The organism is Pantoea sp. X-Soil-YNGN-844 (assembly GCF_059730595.1).
Genome location: NZ_AP036007.1, coordinates 2384439 through 2408891 on the forward strand (window position 1 = coordinate 2384439; position 24453 = coordinate 2408891).

A 24453-nucleotide genomic window follows, 5' to 3' on the forward strand; every position below is an offset into this window, starting at 1 on the left:
TCACCTCGGCTGTGAGGGGGCTGCTGTATTCACCGCGCTGCCTGGTGTTGCTAGCGGTGCGCGAATCTGTTCAATGGCCGCCGGATCGCTGATCTGGACGGCATCACTTTCTGCGTTCTCTTTTTCTATTGCTGCTTCAGTGTCATGGTTCAACACCAGCAGGCTGATGCGGCGGTTAACTGCGTCGTTACCGCCACGATTTTTCAGGCGCATGGTGTCGGCCATACCTAACACCCGTAAAACTTTGCCGCTATCCAGGCCGCCCATCACCAGTTCCCGGCGTGAAGCGTTAGCGCGGTCGGTAGAGAGTTCCCAGTTGCTATAGCCCTTGTCACCGCCGGCATACTGAAAATCATCGGTATGTCCGGCCAGGCTGATGCGGTTCGGAATGTCGTTAAGGATCGGCGCAATGGCACGCAGAATATCGCGCATATACGGCTCCACCTCGGCCCGACCGGTCTTAAACATCGGGCGATTCTGGCTGTCGATGATCTGAATACGCAGCCCCTCTTCCACCATGTTGATGATCAGATGCGGCCGCAGCGCTTTCAGACGCGGATCCGCTTCAATCATCTGGTCGAGCTTTTCACGCAGCCGGTTAAGGCGAATCTCATCCAGCTTGCGTTTCTGGGCGTCCATATCGACGACTTTGTTCACTTCGCCAATCTTTTTGGTCGGATCGTCGCCGCCACCCGGGATCGGGCTGTCACTGTCACTGCTGCGTGCGCCGCCGGTAATCGCAACTTTCAGCGGCGTTTTGAAGTAGTCTGCAATCTGCACCAGCTCCTGCGGGTTGGCGATAGACAGCAGCCACATCACCATAAAAAAGGCCATCATCGCCGTCATAAAGTCGGCGTAGGCAATCTTCCACGATCCGTGGCTGCCTTCATGGCCTTTATGTTTGCGCTTTTTGATCAGCACAATGGGGCGATTGCCGTGTTTCATGAAGCCTCGTCAGAAGTCTGTTTAGCCGGGTTCTTGGCGTTACGCACATGCTCTTCCAGTTCGCTGAACGACGGACGCTCAGCGGAATAGAGCGTCTTACGACCAAACTCCACCGCAATCTGCGGCGCGTAACCATTGAGGCTCGAGAGCAATGTCACTTTAATGCACTGCATCATCTTGGTGGTTTCCGCACATTTCTGACGCAGTACTGACGACAGTGGAGAGACAAACCCGTACGCCAGCAGGATGCCCAGGAACGTTCCCACCATCGCATGCGCGACCAGCGCACCCAGTTCAGCGGCCGGACGATCGGCCGAAGCCAGCGCATGGACCACGCCCATTACCGCGGCCACGATACCAAATGCCGGAAGACCATCACCCACCGCAGCAATACTTTGCGCTGGTACGTCACACTCGTGTTCGTAGGTCTCAATCTCTTCATCCATCAACGCTTCGATTTCAAAGGCGTTCATGTTGCCGCTGACCATCAGGCGCAAATAGTCAGTAATAAAATCGACTAACTGTTTATCGGCAAGGATGCGGGGATAATTAGCAAAAATTTCACTCTGGCTGGGATCTTCAATATCGCGTTCCAGCGATAACATCCCCTGCTGACGCGACTTCGCCATCAGGCGATAAAGCAGCGCCATCAAATCCATGTAAACCGCTTTGTTGTATTTGGAGCCGCGAAATAACTTAGGCAGCGCTTTCAGCGTTTTTTTAATCGACTTGCCATTGTTACCGACTAAAAAAGCACCGGCACCGGCACCGCCGATCATTAATAATTCGGCTGGCTGATAAAGTGCGCCCAGATGGCCACCTACCAGCGCATATCCGCCCAACACGGAGCCTAAAACAATCAGGTAACCTATAATTATCAGCACAAAAAAATCCTTACGTCCGTAACGTGTTGGTGGAAGTTAAGCCAGAGAGCCGCAGAGGTTATTCCTGAACCGCAAGCAAAAAAAAAGCAGCGGTATTAACCGCTGCTGGATGGCTTCCACAGTGCGAACAAACTTAAACGGCGTGTTTAACCTGTTCATCCAGCAGTTGTGGAAACATATCGGCAGGTTCTGCAGAAAGTTTACGTCTTTTTACGGCACGTGATGGCGGCTGGCACAGGCTGCAGGTAAAGCTGCCAACCGGCTGATGCGCATGATTAATAAAGCTGCCGTTGCAGCATTTACAATCCGCCAGTTCCAGCATGCCACTTTCAACGAATCGGACCAGGGTCCAGGCGCGGGTCAGCGCCAACAGCGGGCCCTCGTCCGATTGCGGACACTGTTCGAGATATAAACGGTAGGCTTTAATGACGGCATCGACACCGCTGCACAAACCGGTTTTCAGTAAAAATTTCCAGGCGTTGCAGAACATAGAAGCATGGATGTTCTGCTCCCACGTCATAAACCAGTCCGTGGAGAACGGCAGCATGCCTTTTGGCGGCGGACTGCCACGTAATTCTTTATAGAGCTTGATCAGACGACCACGGCTCAGCTGAGTTTCACTCTCTAACATCTGTAAGCGCGCACCTAAAGTGATCAGCTCCATCGCGAGCTGAATATCACGTGCTTCCTGAACAATACTTTTCTCACTCATGACATTGCTCTCTTTTTAGCAGGCGCTTCATCTTTAGACGCATTACGCAGTAAACGGCTCGATAATAAAATGCCGGTGTGGATTTGTTGTAAATCATCCACGCGTGATTCCTGCGTCAGGCGATTAATGGTGCTGCTATCGGTAAAACGGAACTGGCAAACCAGTTGATTGGTTTCCGCCATTTTTACCATCTCAGGCAATGTTAATTCAGATAATGCGTTCGCCATTTTCTCGTCAATGCCGAGGCGAAACATTGCAGAAGCTTTATCCTGGTTAATTAAACGCTGCGCGAGCAGTAAATAAGACAAATTGAGATCATAAATATGTTTAAGTACTTCAGAGGTGCCCATTATTTTTCCATCCTGAGAGATGCGACGTAACTGTATCGCAGATTAAAATCTGCGGTTCGAGCTGCTGTTTGTTAAATCAAAAGATGGCAAAAAAAACTTCACATAATTTCAATGTCACTGTTTTTCGCCTTCTATTTTCGTGGGTTTCAGACCCACTGAAGGTCGAAAATCCATGCCATTCTATTTTCGAGTTCCGGACATCTTCCGTGACGTCTTCTTACATTTTTTAGGACTATTCCGAAAACAACGCAAATCTATATCGTCTGATTTCGACATACAACGACAGCCAGATGAAATTTTAGATAAAGTGTGACGTAGATCACACTTTTAACGCAAATTTCTTCAGCAACCCTTTACGATTGCTTACTGACTGGTCAATTTTTGAACAAAAAAGTGTGTTTTTAAGTCCAATTCGTCCTGAGAAAGGTTTAATAGGGGGTAAAAGCATCGCTATTCGACGCTTTAAGCAGTCCGGAATGATTATTGGGTGTTAATCGTTTTAACACCCTATTTAGAACCATCTAAATCAGGGTTGTCAGCATATTATGCTGATAAGGCGGGGCGTTATTTGCTGTTAAATTAGTTACTTAAGGGGAGTATCGCAGGGTGTGAGTAATGAAATCGTTAAGGTTTCTACGGCAGTAAGGGGGCTTATGGCAACCTGGTGTTAACAGTGACAGCGGTATGTTCAGGCTCCGACACCCGATGTAACAAGGGGTTACATAAGAAAGACGAATGAATTAACGGTGGGTTATGCGATGGCACTATCACTATCGGCAGTCTGAAGAAAAACTTTAGCAAAGTAGGTAAAGAAAGTGGCGGGCAGCGGTGTGACAGGGTTTCCGGGGTTCTCTGCATATATCAGGCCACTCTGCGCTGCCACTGAGGACATCGGCATAAAATCGCCGCAAAGCGGTGTTAACAGATAACGGGCGAGTTTTCTGTGAGCTGGGCCAAAAAAAGCAGCGATACCAGGGTGGTATCGCTGCTTCCATTATTGCGTTAAAGGCTCAGGTCAGGCGAGTTTCGGGAAGGTCGCTACCTTGTTCGCGGTGCTGTGGTCAACACTGCGTGGGTCAATGCGCTCCAGGTCCTTCAGGAAGCTCTCACGCCAGGCGGTAATGTCGTTTTTGCGCAATACCGCCATCATGTCGTTGTAGCGTGAAATCCTTTCGGTACGCGGCATGGTAATCGCCTTATCCAGCGCAGCAGCGACTTCATCCCGGTCATACGGATTCACTATCAGCGCTGAGGTCAGTTCGTTAGCGGCACCGGCAAAGCGCGACAGCACCAGTACACCCGGATCGTCCGGGTCCTGCGCAGCGACATACTCTTTCGCTACCAGATTCATGCCATCACGCAGCGGCGTCACCAGACCTACATCGGTCAGGCGGAAGATTTTCATCAGCAGGCGACGGTCGAAATGCTGGTTAAGGTAGTAAAGCGGGGTCCAGCCCAGCGTACCGTACTTACCGTTAATCCGTCCTGCTTCGGTCTCCAGCTGATGCCGGATATCCTGATAGGCCTGCACATCACCACGTGAGGTAGGTGCAATCTGCGAGTAACGGATTTTGCCGCGATGTTGCGGGAAGTTTTCCAGCAGCGCTTCATAGGCAAGAAAGCGCTCCGGCAGCCCTTTGGAATAGTCGAGACGTTCGCAGGCAATAATGTTGCGTGCATCGCCCAGCTCTTTCTTCATGGCAGCCATTTTCGGCGGCAGTGGCCCTTCGGCCATCTCTTTAATACTGTCTGGCTCAATCCCGATCGGATAGACCTCAGTCATAAAGGTGTTGCCAAAGGCACGATGCTTTTTGTCGCCTTTATTCTGCAGTTGCGTAAGCTGACTGACGCTGTCCAGGAACGCCACCCGATCCGATTCAGTCTGGAAGCCAAGCAGGTCATATTCACACAGCATTTCCAGCAGCTCTTTGTGCGGAGGCAGTGCATTGAATATTTCTGGCGTCGGGAACGGAATATGCAGGAAGAAGCCGATGCGGTTATTAATACCGGCCCGACGCAGCGCGGCAGCAAAGGGTAAGAAGTGATAATCGTGGATCCAGACAATATCATCCGGTTTGATCAGCGGTTTTAAGCGCTGCGCCACCGCGTCATTAACCTCGCAGTACCCTTCCCACGCTTCACGCTGGAACTGCACCAGATCGAGGCGATAATGGAAGGCGGGCCAGATAACCGTGTTCGAAAACTGGCAATAATAGAGATCGTAATCGTTCTGGCTCAGCGGGAAGGAAGCATATTCGATACCTTCATGTTCCTGCACACTGACGTCTTCTACTTCTTCGCCGGTGAACTCGCTGATTTCACCGTTCCAGCCAAACCATAATCCACCGGTGCTTTTCAGTGCATCGAGAATGCCGACGGCCAGGCCGCCTGCGCTGGTTTTAGACCCATCTGGCATGGCGACACGGTTAGATACAACCACTAAACGACTCATAACCTAAACTCCTTACCGACGTTGTCTTGCTCTAATAATAATAATGTTCTTTCCAGCCAGCCATAAACGGCATCGACATCATTAAGCCGATAACCGGCCTGACTTAAACCTTCGCCGACTTTAACTGAGACGCCCTGCCGTTCGTTAACGGCCAGGAAGCCCTTCTCATCCGTCAAATCGTCGCCAATAAAGACTGGCGTGCGTCCGGCAAAAGGGGGCTGCTGCATAAAGTCGCTGATTGCGGCACCTTTATCGATGCCTGCCGGTTTAATCTCAACCACGCATTTTCCTAGCTGAAGCGCCAGTCCCGGGAAACGCTTTACTGATTGTTCAGCCAGTCGCAACACATCCTGCTCATGCTGCATCGCCTGACGGTAGTGAAGTGCAAAGGCCATGCCTTTCACCTCAAGCTGAGTGCCAGGCCAGCAGGCCATCGCAGCCTGCAATTCCTTCCTGAGATTTTGTTCAACCTCAACAGGCAGGCTGATGCGCTGCACATGACCCTCTGCATCACGACGCTCAGCGCCATGCACGCCCGCCGCCGGGCCGTACCATGGCGCAGCCAGCGCATCCAGTTGTTCGATGGGTCTGCCGGAGACCAGCGCCAGTGCGCCCTGAGAAAGCGCAGAGAGCTGTTGAAGTTGTGCGATGACCTGCTCAGGAATAAATACCGCTTCGGGACGGGACTGTATCGCTGCCAGCGTACCGTCGACATCAAAAAAGAAGGCGTACTGCCCGCTGTTTAATTTCGGGTACCTGGCATGGGTGTCTGCCGCTTGGGTCACGTTACTTCTCCTGAAATTCAAATTTAATAAAACATTGAGTTAAAACAAGAATGTCCTGACGCAGTCAGGTCAGCAAGCGGGAAATTCTGATAAAGCGGTGATTGAGGGGTAAAACGCGGTGATTGGATAGGTCACTCTCCTCAAACTTGCAAGCGCATTGCTGACAATACTGGCTAACTGAGAACATCTTCACATTAAGTGTAGTCATTAACAGGGGTTATGCCAGAAATATGCACTTTTCATGCCAGCCGCTGCGGTTAAGTCAGCAGAAAAGCGTCATTCATACCTGTTCCTTGTTTAATAATCGTAGCGGTATCGGTCCGCATCACGCTGGAGTGATACCCGTTACGCACTCCATACAAATGACATTCTTCAAAGCTTAAGCTTCTTAAGGTATTCCTAATATAGAAAGCGCAATCTCGTGACACTTTTATTACTCTGGTTCCTGCTCACATGGCGTTTACCCTGAAGAGGCCGCTGATTAGCCGCCTTAGCTTGCTGATCCTGGCTGCGGTTTATATCGCGGTTTTCCTTAATATTGCCTACTACCGTCAGGTGCTGGCGGTCATGCCGCTGAGCAATCTGCATACCACGCTGGTATTTTTATCGATGCCTTTCGTCGCCTTTAGCGTGATTAACATCGTGATTACGCTGGCCTCGTTTGTCTGGCTGGATCGGCTGCTGGCCGCCCTGTTTATTCTGCTCTCTGCGTCGGCACAATTTTTTATTCAGACTTATAACATCGTGGTCGATCGCTCAATGATCACCAACATGATGGATACCACCGCTTCTGAATCCTTTGCGCTGATTACGCCGCAGTTGCTCTTCACCCTGCTCACCTCGGGCGTGCTGATGGCGTTGCTGGTGTTCTGGCCGCGCATAAAACGGCAGCAGTGGCGTGGCGTGCTGGCGCGACTGCTTAGCGTGCTGCTTTCCGCCGCGCTGATCGTGCTGGTCGCCCTGCTCTTCTATAAAGACTACGCTTCGCTGTTCCGCAACAACCGCGAGCTGGTTAAAGCGCTCAGCCCGTCGAACAGCATTGCGGCAACTCTCTCCTGGTATAAGCATGAGCAACTGCAGAATGTGCCGCTGGTGCGCATCGGTGAAGATGCCCATCTGCAGCCCAGCCGCAGCAGCGGTAAGCCGAATCTGACGATTCTGGTGCTGGGAGAGACGTCGCGCGCGCAAAACTTCTCGCTGGGCGGTTACGGTCGTCTGACCAATCCTTTACTGGCGAAAGACGATGTAATCTACTTCCCGCACACCACCTCGTGCGGCACGGCGACGGCGGTTTCGGTGCCCTGCATGTTCTCCAACATGCCGCGCGCGCACTATGATGATGTGCTGGCCGCGCATCAGGAGGGACTGCTGGATATTATTCAGCGCGCTGGCATCAGTGTGTTATGGAATGAAAATGATGGTGGCTGCAAAGGTGCCTGTGACCGCGTGCCGCATCAGGACATGACCAGCCTGAACCTGCCCGGCATGTGTATCGACGGTGAGTGTTATGACGACGTGCTGTTCCACGGGCTGGATGACTACATCAGTCAACTGAAAGGCAACGGGGTTATTGTCCTGCACACCATTGGCAGTCATGGCCCGACCTACAGCCATCGGTATCCGCCACAGTTCCGTCAGTTTGAACCGACCTGTGATACCAATCAGATTCAGGACTGTTCGCAACAACAGCTGATCAACACCTATGACAATACGCTGGTCAATGTGGATCACATCGTCGATAAAGCCATTAACGTACTGCGTGCACATCAGGACCGCTTCACCACCAGCCTGGTCTATCTGTCTGACCATGGTGAATCCCTGGGTGAAAATGGTGCTTACCTGCATGGCCTGCCCTATGCTATCGCGCCGGACACCCAGAAACATGTACCGTTGCTGATCTGGCTTTCCGATGATTATCAGAAACGTTATGCGGTTAATCGCGGCTGTCTGAATAAACTGGCGGCGACAGACGATTTTTCACAGGATAATCTGTTTTCAACCATGCTGGGATTAACCGGCACCGCGACCCACGAATATGTGCCTGCGGATGATATTTTGACGTCGTGTCGGAGCCAACCTTAATGAAGATACTGATTGTTGAAGATGATGCGCTGCTGCTGCAGGGCCTGATGCTGGCGCTGGAAGGCGAAGGCTATGTCTGCGATGGCGTGACGCGGGTTCGGGATGCTGAAGCGCATTTCGCCAGCGGTCTCTATAGTCTGGTGGTGCTGGATCTGGGTTTGCCGGATGAAGATGGACTGCACTTCCTGATACGCCTGCGTCGGCAGAAGAAGATGACGCCGGTGCTGATTCTGACCGCGCGTGATACCATCAGCGAGCGCATTGCCGGGCTCGACGCGGGTGCTGACGACTATCTGATTAAACCGTTTTCGCTGGATGAGCTGCTGGCGCGGATCCGCGCGCTGATCCGCCGTCACGTCAATCAGGGCGACAGCCAGGTGAGAGTCGGCGCGCTGGCGCTGGATATGACCCATCGTCAGATCACCCTCAGCGATGTGCTGCTGGATCTGACGCCCAAAGAGTTTGCGATTCTGTCACGACTGATGCTGAAGGCCGGCAATCCGGTTCACCGTGAAATTCTCTACCAGGACATCTATAACTGGGAGACCGAGCCTTCTACTAATACGCTGGAAGTGCATATCCATAATCTGCGCGACAAAATTGGCAAAAGCGCCATTCGTACCGTGCGCGGGTTTGGTTATGCGCTGGTGACGCAGGATGGCGTTCGCGAGGCAACATGATAAAACGTTTTGATCACCGCAGTATGCGCTTTCGCCTGATCCTGACCATTGGTCTGATCCTGCTGGTCTTCCAGGTGATCAGCGTGGTCTGGCTGTGGCATGAGAGTAAAGAGCAGATTCAGTTTCTGGTGGAAGCCCAACTGCAGAAGCGCAACATGGACAGTCACGTGAAGCGAGAAGTCCATGAAGCGGTGGCCAGCCTGGCGGTGCCGAGCCTGGTGATGATTACGCTGACGCTGCTGCTTTGCTATCAGGCGGTGAAATGGATCACCCGGCCGCTCTATCAGCTTCAGCGGGAACTCGAAAGCCGCAGCGAAGAGAATCTCGATCCCGTCGCCTGCCACAGTCAGGTTCATGAGATCGATGCGGTGACTCAGGCGATAAATCAGCTGGTCGCCCGCCTCAATAGCAGTCTGGAGCGCGAACGGCTGTTTACCGCCGACGTGGCGCATGAGTTGCGCACGCCGCTGGCGGGATTACGGCTGCATCTGGAGTTAATTGAACGCAATAGCGATGTCAAAGTTCAGCCGCTGGTGCAGCGTCTTGATCAGATGACCCACAGCGTGTCACAGCTGCTGAATCTGGCGCGCGCCGGACAGTCATTCACTTCGGGCACCTATCAGAACGTCGGGCTGATTGAAGATGTGATCCTGCCGATGGAAGCGGAGCTGAGTATCATGCTGGAGGCGCATCAGCAGACGCTGGTGCTGGATCTGCCGCAGGAGCAGTTTGTGCGTGGTGATGCGACCCTGCTGAAGATGCTGCTGCGTAATCTGGTGGAGAACGCCCATCGCTATAGCCCGGATAACAGCACCATCAGCGTGCAGCTGTTGTCTGTGCCACAGCCCATGATGGTGGTGGAAGATGAGGGACCGGGCATTGATGAGAGTAAAAGTGGCGAGCTGAGTAAAGCGTTTATCCGGATGGACAGTCGCTATGGCGGTATCGGACTCGGGCTGAGCATTGTCAGCCGCATCGTCCAGTTACACCGTTTTCAGTTTTTCTTAGAGAACCGTCGCGACCGGAGCGGTTGCCGGGCCGTCATTAAGTTTTAAGCGGTAAACCAGGCAGACAGGAACAGAACAACCGTTGCTGCGGCGATCAGCAGTGCCGCATATTCGCTCATCGGACGTGAAGCAGTCACAGACAGGGTAGCAGGCGCAGTTTTCATAGCATTATCCTCCGTTAAAGCAGGCAGTATCGCGACTGCATATTAAGGAAACCTTAAGCTCGTGAGACTGTCGTTAAAAATGTCTGCTCTGCCCTGTTTCCCCATTGATCTTGCCTTTATGGCCGCTGACCTTCCCGCCGCACCCGCAGTGTGCTCTACACTTAATAGCACCCTTCCGTTAAAGGAGCTACGCCATGAGCCAACGCATGCACAAATATGCTTTTCCGGTCAGCAAAGCCCGCAAATACCTTGAGCCGGGACCGGTGCTGCTGCTCAGTTCGCAGTATCAGGATCAGCATGACATCATGACGCTCGGCTGGCACACGGTGCTGGAGTTCTCGCCGTCACTGGTCGGTTGCATGATTGCCGGTATGAATCACAGCCACGAGCTGATCCGCAACAGCGGTCAGTGCGTGCTGAATATTCCTCCCGCCTCGCTGATTAATGAAGTGGTGGCTATCGGCAACAGCCACGGTGACAGTATTGATAAGTTTGAAGCGTTTGGCCTGACGCCGGAGCCGGCTCAGGTAGTGGGTGCGCCGATGATTGCAGAATGTTTTGCCAGCTTTGAATGTCAGCTTTATGACGACGCTATGGTCGCCCGCTACAACCTGTTTATCTTTGAGATCGTCAAAGCGCATGTCGCCGGGGAGCCGGAATATCCCCCGACCCTGCACTACACCGGTGAAGGCCGGTTTAGCGTGATGAGCGACAAAATGCTGGATAAGAGCGGAGATTTTAAACCGGAGATGCTCATCTAGTTGAAAGCGCTCTGCTGCGCCCCCATTCACCTCTTTCGACCTGACAGGAGTAAATTATTATGGCAATCGAATACGCAGTTATCGCTGGCGGCTGTTTCTGGTGTACCGAAGCGGTATTTAAGGATGTGATCGGCGTAGAGTCGGTTGAAAGCGGCTATACCGGCGGTGCGCGTCCTAATCCGACCTATGAGCAGGTCTGCAGTGGCGCAACCGGTCATGCAGAAGCGATCCGCATTGGCTTTGATCCAGAGCAGGTAACTTATGGCGATCTGCTGGATATCAGCTTTGTCACGCATGATCCGACCCAACTGAACCGTCAGGGCAATGATATCGGCACCCAGTATCGCTCCGCCATTTTCCCGGCAAATGCCGAGCAGGAAGCAGAAGCGCGTGCCGCCATTGAACGCGCCCAGGCTGACCATGATGTGCCGGTGGTGACCACCATTGAGCCGCTGAAAGAGTGGTATCCCGCTGAAGCCTATCATCAGGATTACTGGGAAGGTGCCGGTCAGCGCAACGGTTACTGTATGGCGGTCATCCCACCGAAACTGCAGAAGCTGCGTAAGAGCTTCGCTGATCGGGTGAAGAGCTGATTTAGCGTCTGACAGAGCAGCGTCTGGCCGGGATTCAGGCCCGGACGCTGCTCCGGGTTATTTCAGTCGTCACGCAGTCCTTAACATGACCCGATCGGCTTCTTTATTACTGTGGAATATGGCGCATAAATGCCCGGTTTTAAGCCGTAGTAAATCGATTCGTTCAGAGCTTAAGCGAATAGATCGAAAGAAAAAAATAGTGCTTGACCCTTTTCAGCCGACTCCCTATAGTAGCGCCCCGTTGACCCAGCGCGGTCAGCGAAGTAAATGTGGTGAGGTGTCCGAGTGGCTGAAGGAGCACGCCTGGAAAGTGTGTATACGGCAACGTATCGGGGGTTCGAATCCCCCTCTCACCGCCACATTCTGAAGAAGAGCCTGAACTTATGTTCAGGCTTTTTTTTTGCCTATTGCACTGCGAGAGGGGGTGAGAACCCCCGCCGGGGTTCGACCGCATGCGCAGCATGCTGGACAGCGGAGCCTGCGACGCTGCCCGCAGGGTGAGCGCAGCGAATCAATCCCCCCTCTCACCGCCACATTCTGAAGAAGAGCCTGAACTTATGTTCAGGCTTTTTTTTGCCTATTGCACTGCGAGAGGGGGTGAGAACCCCCGCCGGGGTTTAACAACATGCTAAGCGAATCCCTCTCTTCCCTGATGTTCCCTTTCTTTAATATTCCCATCCTGTGCTGATTAATCTTATTTGCGACCGCTAACTTAATTTACATGATGCTCAAATGAGACACCTCATAGTTAATTCTGCGACAGGTTAAATGACCTGCCTCAAATAGTGTTTGCTGTAGCCTGCTACCATACGCGGCTAAAAATTTGCAAAACACTGATAAATAACGATGAAAAAAGACGAATTAAAAAAACACCTGCATGAATGTTTACGCCGTGAAGTGATGATGAGTGATAAGCCTTTTAGCTGGGCGCGTACGATTCATAAAGCGATTAAGTGTCCGGACAGGCGATTTAATTTCTGGTGGCGAATAGTCTCCTTTCTTCATAAGCATGACAGTACGCTATTAAAGAAGCTCGCGCATCGCATCAACAGGAAACTCATTCAGAAATACCATACCGAAATCCAGCCCGGCACCCAAATCGGATCTGGACTGACCGTCAGCCACTTTCTGTCCGTGGTGATAAATGAATGCGCAGTTATCGGCTGTAATTTCAAAATCCGCCAGAACTCAACAATCGGCATCTCCGGTCGCCCGGTTAGCGCCACGCCAGCACACATCATCATTGGCGATAATGTCGAAGTCGGTGCCGGAACCTGCATCATAGGCGATGCGCTGATCATAGGAAACAACGTCACTATCGGGGCGATGTCGTTTATCAATAAAAACATCCCGGACAACAGCGTTGTTTTCACGGAAAAGTCGCTGATTATCAGAGTCAGATAAAGTGAAGCTGCGAATATACGGGCTTATCAACCCCAGTCTGTAATGCGCTCTGTTAACGGAGTCAGTTAATATAAACCGGCCTCATCTGTTTATATTAGTCTTTAAGCTGAGCCATTATTAATAACTCACATCTTACCTATTAATATCACGCTAAAATCTGACTCCAGTTCCGGCACAAAGTCATGACCGGAACAGACAAAAAGAAAACCCGGCCGGAGCCGGGTTTGGGCGCTACACTTCTACTCAATCGAACGCTAGCTATATGCGTGCAGGGTGCGCTGACACAGCGCAGAACGCACACAATCCTCTTTGCCAAAGCGCACAATGCCCACCATCTCGTCCTCTTCAAAACGCGCTAGCGCGTCCGCGAGACCGGAAGGCACCCCAGCGGGCAAGTCGCACTGGGTAATATCGCCGTTAACAATGACCGTGACGTTTTCGCCCAGTCGGGTCAGGAACATTTTCATCTGCGCGGCGGTCACGTTCTGCGCCTCGTCCAGAATCACCACAGCATTTTCAAAGGTGCGGCCTCGCATATAGGCGAAGGGCGCAATCTCTACCTTGGCAATTTCCGGACGCAGACAATATTGCATAAATGATGCGCCAAGACGTTTAACCAGAATGTCATAAACCGGGCGGAAATAAGGGGCGAATTTCTCAGAAATATCACCGGGCAGGAATCCCAAATCCTCATCTGCCTGAAGTACCGGGCGCGTAACGATAATCCTGTCGATATCCTTATTAATCAGGGCTTCAGCCGCTTTCGCAGCACTGATCCAGGTTTTACCGCACCCGGCCTCACCAGTTGCGAAGATCAGCTGTTTTCTCTCTATGGCGTTAAGATAGTGCGCCTGAGCTTCATTACGGGCTTCAATCGGCAACCGGTCACGCGTATCGCGCGCCATGCCAATGGCATCCAGTCCGCTCATATGCACCAGCGAAGTGACCGACTCTTCTTCACGCTGACGATGACTCCGTGAGTCATTACGAAGCACTCTTCTTGCCTCACGACGCGCTTTGATCACTGCTTTCTGTCTTCCCATAGTGGCACCTTTCAGTTGGTTTCATTTCCCGCGCAAGGCCGGTGGCCCGTTGCGATTACGTGAACGCTTTAGAGGTTTCAGTTGGCTTCCTTTTGAGCCATGACAGGACAGGATAGTGGGTATGCAGCAGCGCAATAGCGTGGCTGAACACCGGATAAAACAGGCTGTGCTAAGACAAAAGAAATGGTTGAAGGAAGGGAGAAATAACGAGGCAGAATTGCCCTCGCGGTCAGGCGCAATTTATTCAGTGACAGTAACGTTCCATAAAAGACTCGACCCATGCGCGAACTCCAGTGTGATACATCGACACATCCGATTACGCCTGTTGAATAAAGTGCATCATTTCGTTGGACCTTTGCAATAGTAATTTTACCTGCTGGCAAAGGAATTGCTAATCACACGTAACTATTTATTTTAAGTAGAAATGTAAAATTCATATATTACAGTCAGTTAGATTATTTTATATATACCGGGCAACGGCTTAATCTCAGCGAAAACTCAGTAAGCAAAGCGTTGAAACCTAAAAGGCAGGCGGTTGAGGATAAGCCGCCTGCAATGGTTAAATTTTAATCAAGCTTCCAGCAACGGTTGCGCTAAATAATGGCTGGCGTCGGGGACACCGGGCAAAGCAAAAAAGTAACCGCCGCCGAAAGGCCGGATATATTCTTCCAGCGCTTCACCGTTCAGACGCTGCTGCACGGTAAGAAACCCACGTTCCAGATCGTGCTGATAGCAGACGAACAGCAGCCCCATCTCCAGCTGGCCGGAGGCGGAGATACCCGCCGAGTAACTGTAGCCGCGTCGCAACATCAGGCTGCTGGCCGTCTCAGGCGTGCGAGGGTTAGCAAGACGGATATGCGCATCCAGTGCAATCACGTCGCCGTCCGGATCACGGGCATAATCCGGCACGTCACGCTCATGCTTCATTCCCAGCGGCGCACCGCTCAGCTTCTCGCGACCAAAGATGGTCTGCTGCTCACCCAGCGGCGTGCGGTCCCACATTTCCACGTGAAAGCGGATAAGCCGCACGGCCTGATAGCTGCCATTGCGTGCCCAGGCAGGTTCTTCCTGATCGGCGGTCACCCAAAGCAGTTTATTCATCAGCGCAGAATCACGGGTATCCGGATTCGCCGTGCCATCTTTAAAGCCCAGCAGATTGATCGGCGTCTCCTGCCCCTGACTGCGTGCCGCGTGATCGGAGATAAAGCCTTCGCGCCGCCAGCGTACACCCAGCAGATCGGGCGTATGCTTGATGATATCACGCAGGGCATGAATCACCGTATCCTGAGTGTTGGCACAGAGCTGTAACAGCAAATCGCCGTGACACTGGCTGGCATCCAGCGAATCATTGGGGAAGCGCGTCATCGGCTGCAATTTTTTCGGCTTATGCGGCGCCAGGCCAAAGCGTTCATCAAACAGCGAATGCCCGACTGACACGGTAATCGTCAGATTATCCGGCGCGATAGTCGCCCCCAGAATGCCGGAATCCATCGGAGGCAGTTGCGGATTGGTGACCGCAGGTGCCGGACCGCCCGCAGTGAGAAAGGCGATACGCTGGGTCAGCAGCTGAAACAGACGCTTCAGTTCGGCTTTATCGCTGCTGAGCAGGTCAAACGCCACCAGCATCATTGATGCCTGCTGGGGCGTCGTGATCCCCGCCTGATGCTGACCATAAAACGGCTGCGTCTGCTGTCGCGCCTGCGGCGTCACCGTACCTGGCGAAAAGCTGTCAGCGGTAGCGGTATGGAACGGACAGCCGCCGCCGATGGCCGCCGCGCCGCCCAGCAGACCCAATCCTTTCAGTAAACGACGGCGCGCAGGCTGCGCGTCATCTTCCTTACGACTCATGATTAATCCAGACCCAGAGTGCCACGAAGTAATGAAAGATCTTCCGCCAGGGCAGTGATCGGCCCTTTCAGCGCGTTACGGTCAGCGCTGGTCAGCTTCTCATAGGATTCGAAACCGGTCTGGGTGCGGTACTTGCTCAGGATCGCATCCACTTTTTTGAAGTTGGCGTCAACTTTGGCCAGCAGCTGCGGATTCGCTTTGCTCACCAGAGGGCGCAGCAGCTCAACGATTTTCTGTGCACCATCGATATTGGCCTGGAAATCCCACAGGTCGGTGCGGCTGTAGCGATCTTCTTCGCCGGAGATTTTGCTGGAGGCCACTTCTTCAATCAGACCGGCTGCGCCGCCGACCACTTTGGCTGGCGGGAAGGCCAGTTCGCTGATGCGCACCTGCAGATCTTTCACATCTTTATTCAGCTTATCCGCGTAGTCCGCCATGTCTTTAGTGCTGTTATCAGCAAACAGGGCTTTTTCCAGACGGTGGAAACCGGTGAACTTCGGATCGGCTGATTTCTTCTCGTAGTCATCTTCACGGGCATCGATACTGCCGTCGAGATCGGAGAACAGCTCAGCAATCGGCTCAATGCGCTCATAGTATTGACGCGTTGGGGCAAACAGCGCTTTGGCTTTTTCTACATCGCCCGCTTTAACCGCGTCCGTGAACGCCTGGGTGCTGCTCACCAGCTGGTTCACCTGTTCCGTCACATAAGCTTTATATTCGGTGATCGGCCCTTCCAGCTGCAGACGTGCGGAAGTGCTGTTTGTCGCTGCGCCCTCACCTTTTACAATCAGCTTGCCTTTTGGATTGCTCAGCAGGCCACAGGTCATCTCATATTCGCCCGCTTCCAGATTAGCGGTCAGCTTCTGACTGAAGCCTGGCGCGATGTTTTCACGCTCTTCAACCACCAGCACACCTTTGAGGATCTCCCACTCCAGCGCTTTCTGGCTGTTATTTTTAATCAGAAACTGGGTTTTGCCAGCCTTGACCGTCAGGTTCATCGGCTCACACTGCTTGTCATTGACGCTTACGGTAACCTGAGGAACCGCTGCGGTAGCCGATGCGGAGATTGCCAGCAGAGGAAGCAGCAGCGCCTTGCGGCGGAAACGCATTGTCATCTCGATATTCCCTGTTAAGTTGCAGGCGCGGCGGCCGCGCCTAAAAATGTCTGATCAGACCGTTGCCGACGCAGCAGGTCGCGCAGGCATGAAGAACAGAATCAGCGCCGGGATCAGGTAGACGAAGTAAATCGTCACTTCACTGACGCTTGGCGTCTCCTGATAACCCAGAATCCCTTCCAGCAGCGTGCCGAACAGCGAATGGGTTGATAAGGTATTGCTGAGATCGAAGGCCACATCCTGAAAGCGATTCCATAATCCCGCTTCGTGGAAGGCGCGAATCGCACCGGCTGCAAGGCCCGCCGCGACAAACAGGATGAAGACGCTGGTCCAGCGGAAGAAATGCGCCATGTTCAGGCGGATACCGCCCCAGTAAAGCAGCATGCCCAGCACCACGGCGGTTGCCAGCCCCAGTACCGCGCCAATTGGCGGCGCATAACCGACATCCTGCGTAAACGCCGCCAGCAGAAAGAACACTGACTCCAGCCCTTCACGTGCCACGGCAAGAAACACCATCAGCACCAGCGCCAGACCGCCCCGCCCAGAACGTTGCAGCGCCTGATCCACCGCCTGCTCAAGCTCGACCCTGATGTTGCGGGCGACTTTACGCATCCAGAACACCATTGAGGTAAGGATTACCACCGCAATCACCGCCACGATGCCCTCAAACAGCTCCTGCTCTTTTTGCGGGAATTCACCGGTAGTGGCATTGATGAACAGACCCAGGCCCAGACAGAGCGCAGCGGCGATAAACACGCCCGCCCACATCGCCGGAAACCATTGGGTGCGCTGGGTGCGCTTGAGATAGCTGGCTATCAGGCTGACTATCAGCGCGGCTTCGAGCCCTTCGCGCAGCATGATGAGAAAAGGAACAAACATCGCCAACCTCTTGAATGTTATGCAGCGTCAATGAACAGTAAAATCAGGTAAAGTGTAAACGATACCGATTATCATTATCGCTACAAAAAAAACAAGTTACCGGCGGAGATAATTTCATCTTTGGGTGATTTATCTTTGTAACAAAAAAGCCCGCTCCTTACGGGGCGGGCTTTTATGATTAACGATTCGCTTATTTGGTCTGGAACTCCGCTTCTGCGGCGGCAAAGCGCTGCTGCGCTTCGGCTGAGGGTTCACGTCCCATCAGACTGAAGACCACAATCGCGATGCTGGCGAAGATGAAGCCAGGGATGATTTCATACAGTCCCAGCCAGCCATACTGTTTCCATACCAGCACGGTCAGGGCACCGATGATCATTCCCGCCAGTGCACCGTTGCGGTTCATACGCTTCCAGCAGACGCCAAACAGCACCACGGGACCAAACGCCGCACCAAAGCCCGCCCAGGCGTAGCTTACCAGGCCCAGCACACGGTTTTCCGGGTTTGACGCCAGCGCAATCGCAATCAACGCCACCAGCAGCACCATCAGACGCCCTACCCATACCAGCTCTTTCTGACTGGCATTTTTGCGCAGGAAGCCTTTATAGAGGTCTTCGGTCAGGGCGCTGGAGCAGACCAGCAGCTGACAGCTCAGCGTGGACATCACGGCTGCCAGAATAGCTGACAGCAGAATACCGGCAATCCACGGGTTGAAGAGAATGCGTGCCAGCTCGATAAAGACGCGCTCAGCGTTATCATTGACGCCGGTTGCCAGGGTCGGGTTGTTCTGGAAGTAGGCAATACCGAAGAAGCCAACGGCCACCGCGCCCGCCAGACATAGCACCATCCACGTCATACCGATACGGCGTGCGGTGCGGATAGAGCGATGCGAATCTGCCGCCATAAAGCGCGCCAGAATATGCGGTTGTCCAAAGTAGCCCAGACCCCAGCCGAGCAGCGAGATGACCGCGACAAAATTCAGCCCTTTCAGCATATCGAGGTTTTCAAGGCTCTTCGCCTCGATTACCGCCATCGAATCGGACCAGCCACCGACGGCGATAATCACAAATACCGGCGTCAGGATCAGCGCAAAAATCATCAGGCTCGCCTGAACGGTATCGGTCCAGCTCACCGCCAGGAAACCGCCGACCAGCGTATAGAGGATGGTTGCCGCTGCACCCGCCCACAGAGCCGTCTGGTAGTCCATACCAAAGGTGCTTTCAAACAGACGCGCACCGGCCACCACGCCCGAGGCGCAATAGATGGTGAAAAACACCAGGATGACGATGGCGGAAATCACGCGCAGAATTTTACTGTGGTCTTCAAAGCGGCTGGTAAAGAAGTCCGGCAGCGTCAGGGCATTGTTGTGATGCTCGGTCTGAACACGCAGGCGACCGGCCACGATTTTCCAGTTCAGCCAGGCACCGATCGTCAGGCCAATCGCAATCCAGCTCTCAGAGATGCCGGAAATGAAGATGGCACCCGGTAAGCCCATCAGCAACCAGCCACTCATATCGGATGCACCGGCAGAGAGTGCCGTGACCACGCTACCCAGACTGCGGCCACCGAGGATGTAATCATCGAAGTTTTTGGTCGAGCGATAAGCCGCAAAACCGATTAATACCATCCCAAGAATATAAACCACAAAGGTCACCAGCATCGGTGTACTTACACTCATCTGTCTCTCCACTTATTATTTGATATCCCAGAGAAATCGCCAGCTACCCACCTGCCGGAACGGGGCAAAGCGGGTCGATTTTCTTCGTCAGGGCGTCAGTCATTTCCCAGCGGCGCGGTATCCTGCCGGAAAGGCGTTCCGCGCACAATGGATTTAACATAGGCGTTACAGTGATTTCACTAACCGTTTGTGAAAACGTGCTGATAGGTTGCACTCGCTCACAGTTATCCGGTTGTACCTCTGTATAACCGGCCGTAAACCCGCTTTTTATCGGGTCTGCCGACCTGGCGAGGATCTTGCAGCAATATCCGTGCCGCATTGCGGGATTTAACAATTGCCGATGTAAGAAGGGTGTTAACTGGCTCACATTTAACACGGTTGCACAAAGTTGCAACTTAAGTGATAGTGCAGCCAACGCCGTACCGAACCACTATTAAGGAGCTCTGGAGTCATGGCTACAACCACCATGGGTGTGAAACTGGATGACGCAACACGTGAGCGCATCAAACTGGCTGCGCAGCGTATTGATCGCACGCCACACTGGCTGATTAAACAGGCGGTCTTTAACTATCTGAGCCAGCTGGAGAGCGGCGACGCCGTGCCGGAGATTCCGCTTTCTGCCCAGGCAGCCGCGGAATCGGACGACATCCAGCCAGAGGAGACGCACCAGCCGTTCCTTGACTTCGCAGAGCAGATTTTACCTCAGTCCGTGACGCGTTCAGCGGTGACTGCCGCCTGGCGTCGCCCGGAGACCGATGCGGTACCGATGATGCTGGAGCAGGCACGCTTACCGGCAGCGCTGGCAGAGAAAACCCATCAGCTGGCTTATCAGCTCGCCGACAAGCTGCGGCACCAGAAAGGTGCAACCGGACGCGCCGGTATGGTGCAAAGCCTGCTTCAGGAGTTCTCTCTTTCCTCACATGAGGGCGTGGCGCTGATGTGCCTTGCCGAGGCGCTGCTGCGTATTCCTGACAAGCCAACGCGCGATGCGCTCATCCGCGACAAGATCAGCAACGGCAACTGGCAATCGCATCTGGGCCGCAGCCCGTCGCTGTTTGTCAACGCCGCGACCTGGGGCCTGCTGTTTACCGGCCGTCTGGTCTCGACCCACAACGAGGCGAATCTTTCCAGCTCGCTCAACCGCATCATCGGTAAGGGCGGCGAGCCCCTGATCCGCAAAGGCGTGGATATGGCGATGCGTCTGATGGGTGAGCAGTTCGTCACCGGTGAAACCATTGCTGAAGCGCTGGCCAATGCCCGCAAGCTGGAGGATAAAGGCTTCCGCTACTCCTATGACATGCTGGGCGAAGCGGCCCTGACCGCAGGCGATGCCAAAGCCTATCTGCTCTCTTATCAGCAGGCGATCCACGCCATCGGTAAAGCGTCGAATGGTCGTGGCATTTATGAAGGCCCGGGCATTTCCATCAAACTCTCAGCACTGCACCCCCGCTACAGCCGCGCGCAGTATGAGCGGGTGATGGAAGAGCTCTACCCTATTCTGAAATCGCTGACGCTGCTGGCCCGCTCCTATGACATCGGCATCAACATCGATGCAGAAGAAGCCGACAGGCTGGAACTGTCGCTGGATTTACTGGAGAAACTCTGTTTCGAGCCAGAGCTGGAAGGCTGGAACGGCATCGGCTTCGTGATTCAGGCTTACATGAAACGCTGTCCGTTTGTAATCGATGAGCTGATCGATCTGGCGCAACGCAGCCGCCGTCGCCTGATGATCCGTCTGGTGAAAGGCGCGTACTGGGACAGCGAAATTAAGCGCGCCCAGATGGAAGGTCTGGAAGGCTACCCGGTTTACACCCGCAAGGTTTACACCGATATCTCATACCTGGCCTGCGCCCGCAAACTGCTCTCTGTTCCCAGCCTGATCTATCCGCAGTTTGCCACGCACAACGCCCACACGCTGGCCGCAATTTATCAACTGGCAGGCAATAACTACTATCCGGGCCAGTATGAGTTCCAGTGTCTGCACGGCATGGGTGAGCCGCTGTACGAGCAGGTGGTTGGCAAGGTCGCTGACGGCAAGCTGAATCGCCCCTGTCGTATCTATGCGCCGGTCGGCACCCATGAAACCCTGCTGGCCTATCTGGTGCGCCGCCTGCTGGAGAACGGGGCCAACACCTCCTTCGTTAACCGCATTGCCGATACCTCGCTGCCGATCGATGAGCTGGTGGCCGATCCGGTGACCGCCGTCGAGAAATTGGGTGTCAGCGAAGGCGCCATTGGCCTGCCGCATCCGAAGATCCCCCTGCCGCGTGAGCTGTATGGCGAGAACCGCGTGAACTCAGCAGGTCTGGATATGGCTAACGAGCACCGTCTCGCCTCACTCTCCAGCGCCCTGCTGAGCAGCGCCGCACAGCCCTGCCTTGCCGAACCGATGATCGACGGTGAAGCGGGTGCAGGTGAGTTGCGCGACATTCTGAACCCGGCTGCACCAAACGATCGGGTGGGTCAGGTACGTGAAGCCACAGAGCAGGAAGTCTCTGTGGCGCTGGATGCCGCGGTGAACAGCGGACCGATCTGGTTTGCCACCCCACCACAGGAGCGTGCGGCGATTCTGGAACGCGCCGCACAGATTATGGAAGGCCAGATGCAGCAGCTGCTTGGCATCCTGGTACGTGAAGCAGGCAAGACCTATAACAACGCCATCGCGGAAGTGCGCGAAGCGGTGGATTTCCTCTATTACTACGCCGGTATGGTGCGCGACGATTTCGACAACGAAACCCATCGTCCGCTGGGTCCGGTGGTCTGCATCAGTCCGTGGAACTTCCCGCTGGCGATCTTCACCGGCCAGATTGCGGCTGCACTGGCCGCAGGTAACAGCGTGCTGGCTAAACCGGCTGAGCAGACGCCGCTGATTGCCGCACAGGCGGTTCAGATCCTGCTGGATGCGGGTGTACCGCCGGGCGTGCTGCAACTGCTGCCAGGCCAGGGTGAAACTGTGGGCGCACAGCTGACCGGTGACAATCGGGTCCGTGGTGTGATGTTCACCGGCTCAACCGCAGTCGCGACCCTGCTGCAGCGGAATCTGGCCGGTCGCCTTGATCAACACGGTCGTCCGGTGCCGCTGATTGCGGAAACCGGCGGGATGAACGCGATGATCGTTGACTCCTCCGCGCTGACTGAGCAGGTGGTGATCGATATCGTCGCGTCGGCCTTCGACAGTGCCGGACAGCGCTGCTCAGCCCTGCGCCTGCTCTGCATTCAGGAAGATGTCGCCGACCATACGCTGAAGATGCTGCGCGGTGCGATGGCTGAGTGCCGCATGGGCAATCCGGAGCGCTTCTCAACCGACATCGGCCCGGTGATTGATGCCGAGGCAAAAGCCAATATCGATCGCCATATTCAGGCGATGCGTAACAAGGGCTTCACAGTTTACCAGGCGGTACAGGAAAACCCGCAGGACAGCAAAGAGTGGACCAGCGGCACCTTTGTCAAACCGACGCTGATTGAGCTGAATCAGGTCAGCGATCTGGATAAAGAGATTTTTGGACCGGTGCTGCATGTAGTGCGCTTCACCCGCAACAACCTGCCGAAGCTGGTTGAGCAAATCAACGCCTCCGGCTATGGCCTGACGCTGGGTGTTCATACCCGCATCGACGAGACCATCGCACAGGTTACGGCCAACGCCCGTGTCGGTAACCTCTACGTTAACCGCAACATGGTGGGCGCGGTGGTTGGCGTTCAGCCGTTTGGCGGCGAAGGCTTATCCGGAACCGGTCCGAAAGCGGGCGGTCCGCTTTATCTCTACCGCCTGCTGGCCAGTCGTCCGGATGGCGCGCTGCGTCTGACCTTTGATCGTCAGGATGCCGAGCGTCCGGCAGACAGCACGCTGCGTCAGTCTCTGCTGGCACCGCATCAGGCGCTGAGCTGCTGGGCGAAAGACAAGCCTGAACTGGCTGAGCTCTGCCAGCGCTATGGCGAGCTGGCCCAGGCGGGCGTGGTCCGTCTGCTGCCTGGCCCGACCGGCGAGCGCAATACCTTCTCGCTGCTGCCGCGCGATCTGGTGCTCTGTCTGGCGGATAATGAGCAGGATGCGTTGATCCAGCTGGCTGCTGTGACCAGTGTCGGCAGTAAAGCGCTGTGGCAGGATGATGAGCTGCATCGTGCTCTGCGGGCTTCGCTGCCTGATGCCGTAAAAGCGCGCATCACGCTGGCACGTGACCCATTAGCGGCAGAGTTTGATGCCGTCATCTATCACGGCGATGCCGATCAGCTGCGCACCCTGTGCGAACAGATCGCAGCGCGTGACGGCGCGATTGTCTCGGTGCAGGGCTTCGCCCGTGGCGAGAGCAATCTGCTGCTGGAGCGTCTGCTGATTGAGCGCTCGCTGAGTGTGAATACCGCGGCGGCGGGTGGTAATGCGAGTCTGATGACCATTGGGTAGCGCTGAGGCTTAAGGGGGATTTGTTCGCTGCGGCGAACCTGCGCTGGAGTGTTCGCTGCGCGAACGGGCTGCTGCGGCGCTGAGGCTGGGGGTGTTCGCTGCACGAACGGGCTCTGAGAGGGGTTTCGTTCGCCTGATCAGCTGGGCAGTTTCAGACACGCCTCTGCAGGCGACCGACAAGGGGCGCCAGTCGCCGCGCCCTTTGACCCCCGGCTCCGGCCTGCTTCACCGCCGCTTCGCGGTCCCTTCGCTTCTTCCGGATTTCTCACGGACCGCCGGGACGCGCCATCCCTGGCGCGAACCCGCCTCTTCGCGACATCCCTGTCGCTCGTCCTGAAATCCCTCATCCGCTCAGCGGTTCTGACGGCCTCCCTGACCCCTGCTGTTATACCTTCTTTTTATGTCGGGTACTTTATCGCGTTACGTTTCCGGAATTGGCTTTGGCTTTGGCTTTGGCTTTCAGTTCAGCAGACAACACAGCACCAGAGAAAACAAAAGAGATAACAGGCGGGGGTTTGCCAGAGGCATCCGAAGCGCTGAGGAACAACCGGAGGCCAGGATGAGCCGACAGGACGTCGGCGAAAGGACGGTTCGCGCCAGGGATGGCGCGTCCGGACGGTCCGTCGGCCGCAGGGCGTGACGAAGGCACCCCGCACAGCGGGGCGCGCAGGCTGC

Annotated in this window: 18 protein-coding genes and 1 tRNA gene; 8 read left to right on the plus strand and 11 right to left on the minus strand. The window is 54.5% G+C overall.

Annotated features, from left to right (window positions below; all coding sequences use genetic code 11):
- From motB to otsB, 6 genes are all read right to left on the minus strand, one after another.
- Positions 1–945 carry a flagellar motor protein MotB gene (gene motB, locus AC6I8C_RS11195; protein ID WP_497822501.1) on the minus strand — a complete coding sequence of 315 codons (945 nt, stop codon included), beginning with the start codon at positions 943–945 and terminating at the stop codon, positions 1–3.
- Entirely contained in the window at positions 942–1829 is an 888-nt protein-coding gene (gene motA / locus AC6I8C_RS11200; protein WP_003849139.1) for a flagellar motor stator protein MotA, read from the minus strand. Before motA ends, motB begins: the two co-directional genes overlap by 4 nt.
- A 133-nt stretch (positions 1830–1962) precedes the next feature.
- Positions 1963–2541: a flagellar transcriptional regulator FlhC gene (gene flhC, locus AC6I8C_RS11205; RefSeq protein ID WP_013358233.1), complete on the minus strand. Its 579-nt coding sequence runs from the start codon at positions 2539–2541 to the stop codon at positions 1963–1965.
- Positions 2538–2891: a flagellar transcriptional regulator FlhD gene (gene flhD / locus AC6I8C_RS11210; protein WP_033732952.1), complete on the minus strand. Its 354-nt coding sequence runs from the start codon at positions 2889–2891 to the stop codon at positions 2538–2540. Before flhD ends, flhC begins: the two co-directional genes overlap by 4 nt.
- Before the next feature lie 1015 nt (positions 2892–3906).
- Positions 3907–5343, minus strand: coding sequence for an alpha,alpha-trehalose-phosphate synthase (gene otsA, locus AC6I8C_RS11215; protein ID WP_033783346.1), 1437 nt, complete (start codon positions 5341–5343; stop codon positions 3907–3909).
- On the minus strand, positions 5340–6128 hold the full coding sequence (otsB, locus tag AC6I8C_RS11220) for a trehalose-phosphatase (RefSeq protein WP_497822502.1): 789 nt from the start codon (positions 6126–6128) through the stop codon (positions 5340–5342). Before otsB ends, otsA begins: the two co-directional genes overlap by 4 nt.
- A gap of 453 nt (positions 6129–6581) precedes the next feature.
- Here otsB and eptA point away from each other — a divergent pair, with 453 nt between their 5' ends.
- From eptA to AC6I8C_RS11255, 7 genes are all read left to right on the plus strand, one after another.
- Complete coding sequence (gene eptA / locus AC6I8C_RS11225) at positions 6582–8210, plus strand: phosphoethanolamine transferase EptA (protein WP_497822503.1); 1629 nt, start codon at positions 6582–6584, stop codon at positions 8208–8210.
- On the plus strand, positions 8210–8890 hold the full coding sequence (gene pmrA, locus AC6I8C_RS11230) for a two-component system response regulator PmrA (protein ID WP_033732956.1): 681 nt from the start codon (positions 8210–8212) through the stop codon (positions 8888–8890). The genes eptA and pmrA overlap by 1 nt, the downstream gene beginning before the upstream one ends.
- Positions 8887–9945 carry a two-component system sensor histidine kinase PmrB gene (gene pmrB / locus AC6I8C_RS11235; protein ID WP_013358238.1) on the plus strand — a complete coding sequence of 353 codons (1059 nt, stop codon included), beginning with the start codon at positions 8887–8889 and terminating at the stop codon, positions 9943–9945. Before pmrA ends, pmrB begins: the two co-directional genes overlap by 4 nt.
- A gap of 310 nt (positions 9946–10255) precedes the next feature.
- Positions 10256–10822, plus strand: coding sequence for a flavin reductase family protein (locus AC6I8C_RS11240; RefSeq protein WP_497822504.1), 567 nt, complete (start codon positions 10256–10258; stop codon positions 10820–10822).
- Positions 10823–10881: 59 nt separating this feature from the next.
- Positions 10882–11415 (plus strand): peptide-methionine (S)-S-oxide reductase MsrA, encoded by a 534-nt coding sequence (msrA, locus tag AC6I8C_RS11245; protein WP_497822505.1) that lies wholly within the window; start codon positions 10882–10884, stop codon positions 11413–11415.
- A gap of 271 nt (positions 11416–11686) precedes the next feature.
- Positions 11687–11774, plus strand: a tRNA-Ser gene (locus AC6I8C_RS11250).
- A 487-nt stretch (positions 11775–12261) separates the two neighbouring features.
- Positions 12262–12819 (plus strand): serine acetyltransferase, encoded by a 558-nt coding sequence (locus AC6I8C_RS11255; protein ID WP_497822506.1) that lies wholly within the window; start codon positions 12262–12264, stop codon positions 12817–12819.
- Between the two features lie 254 nt (positions 12820–13073).
- Here the strand turns inward: AC6I8C_RS11255 and phoH are convergent, their stop codons facing one another.
- From phoH to putP, 5 genes are all read right to left on the minus strand, one after another.
- Positions 13074–13862 carry a phosphate starvation-inducible protein PhoH gene (phoH, locus tag AC6I8C_RS11260; protein WP_497822507.1) on the minus strand — a complete coding sequence of 263 codons (789 nt, stop codon included), beginning with the start codon at positions 13860–13862 and terminating at the stop codon, positions 13074–13076.
- Between the two features lie 570 nt (positions 13863–14432).
- Positions 14433–15710 (minus strand): iron uptake transporter deferrochelatase/peroxidase subunit, encoded by a 1278-nt coding sequence (gene efeB / locus AC6I8C_RS11265; protein ID WP_497822508.1) that lies wholly within the window; start codon positions 15708–15710, stop codon positions 14433–14435.
- Between the two features lie 2 nt (positions 15711–15712).
- Positions 15713–16825, minus strand: a complete 1113-nt coding sequence (gene efeO, locus AC6I8C_RS11270; protein ID WP_497822509.1) for an iron uptake system protein EfeO — start codon at positions 16823–16825, stop codon at positions 15713–15715.
- 54 nt (positions 16826–16879) lie between these two features.
- Positions 16880–17704: an iron uptake transporter permease EfeU gene (efeU, locus tag AC6I8C_RS11275; RefSeq protein WP_033783356.1), complete on the minus strand. Its 825-nt coding sequence runs from the start codon at positions 17702–17704 to the stop codon at positions 16880–16882.
- Between the two features lie 190 nt (positions 17705–17894).
- Entirely contained in the window at positions 17895–19379 is a 1485-nt protein-coding gene (putP, locus tag AC6I8C_RS11280) for a sodium/proline symporter PutP (RefSeq protein WP_497822510.1), read from the minus strand.
- Positions 19380–19830: 451 nt separating this feature from the next.
- Between putP and putA the strand changes: the two genes are divergently transcribed.
- On the plus strand, positions 19831–23778 hold the full coding sequence (gene putA, locus AC6I8C_RS11285; RefSeq protein WP_497822511.1) for a trifunctional transcriptional regulator/proline dehydrogenase/L-glutamate gamma-semialdehyde dehydrogenase: 3948 nt from the start codon (positions 19831–19833) through the stop codon (positions 23776–23778).
- Positions 23779–24453: the final 675 nt, after the last annotated feature.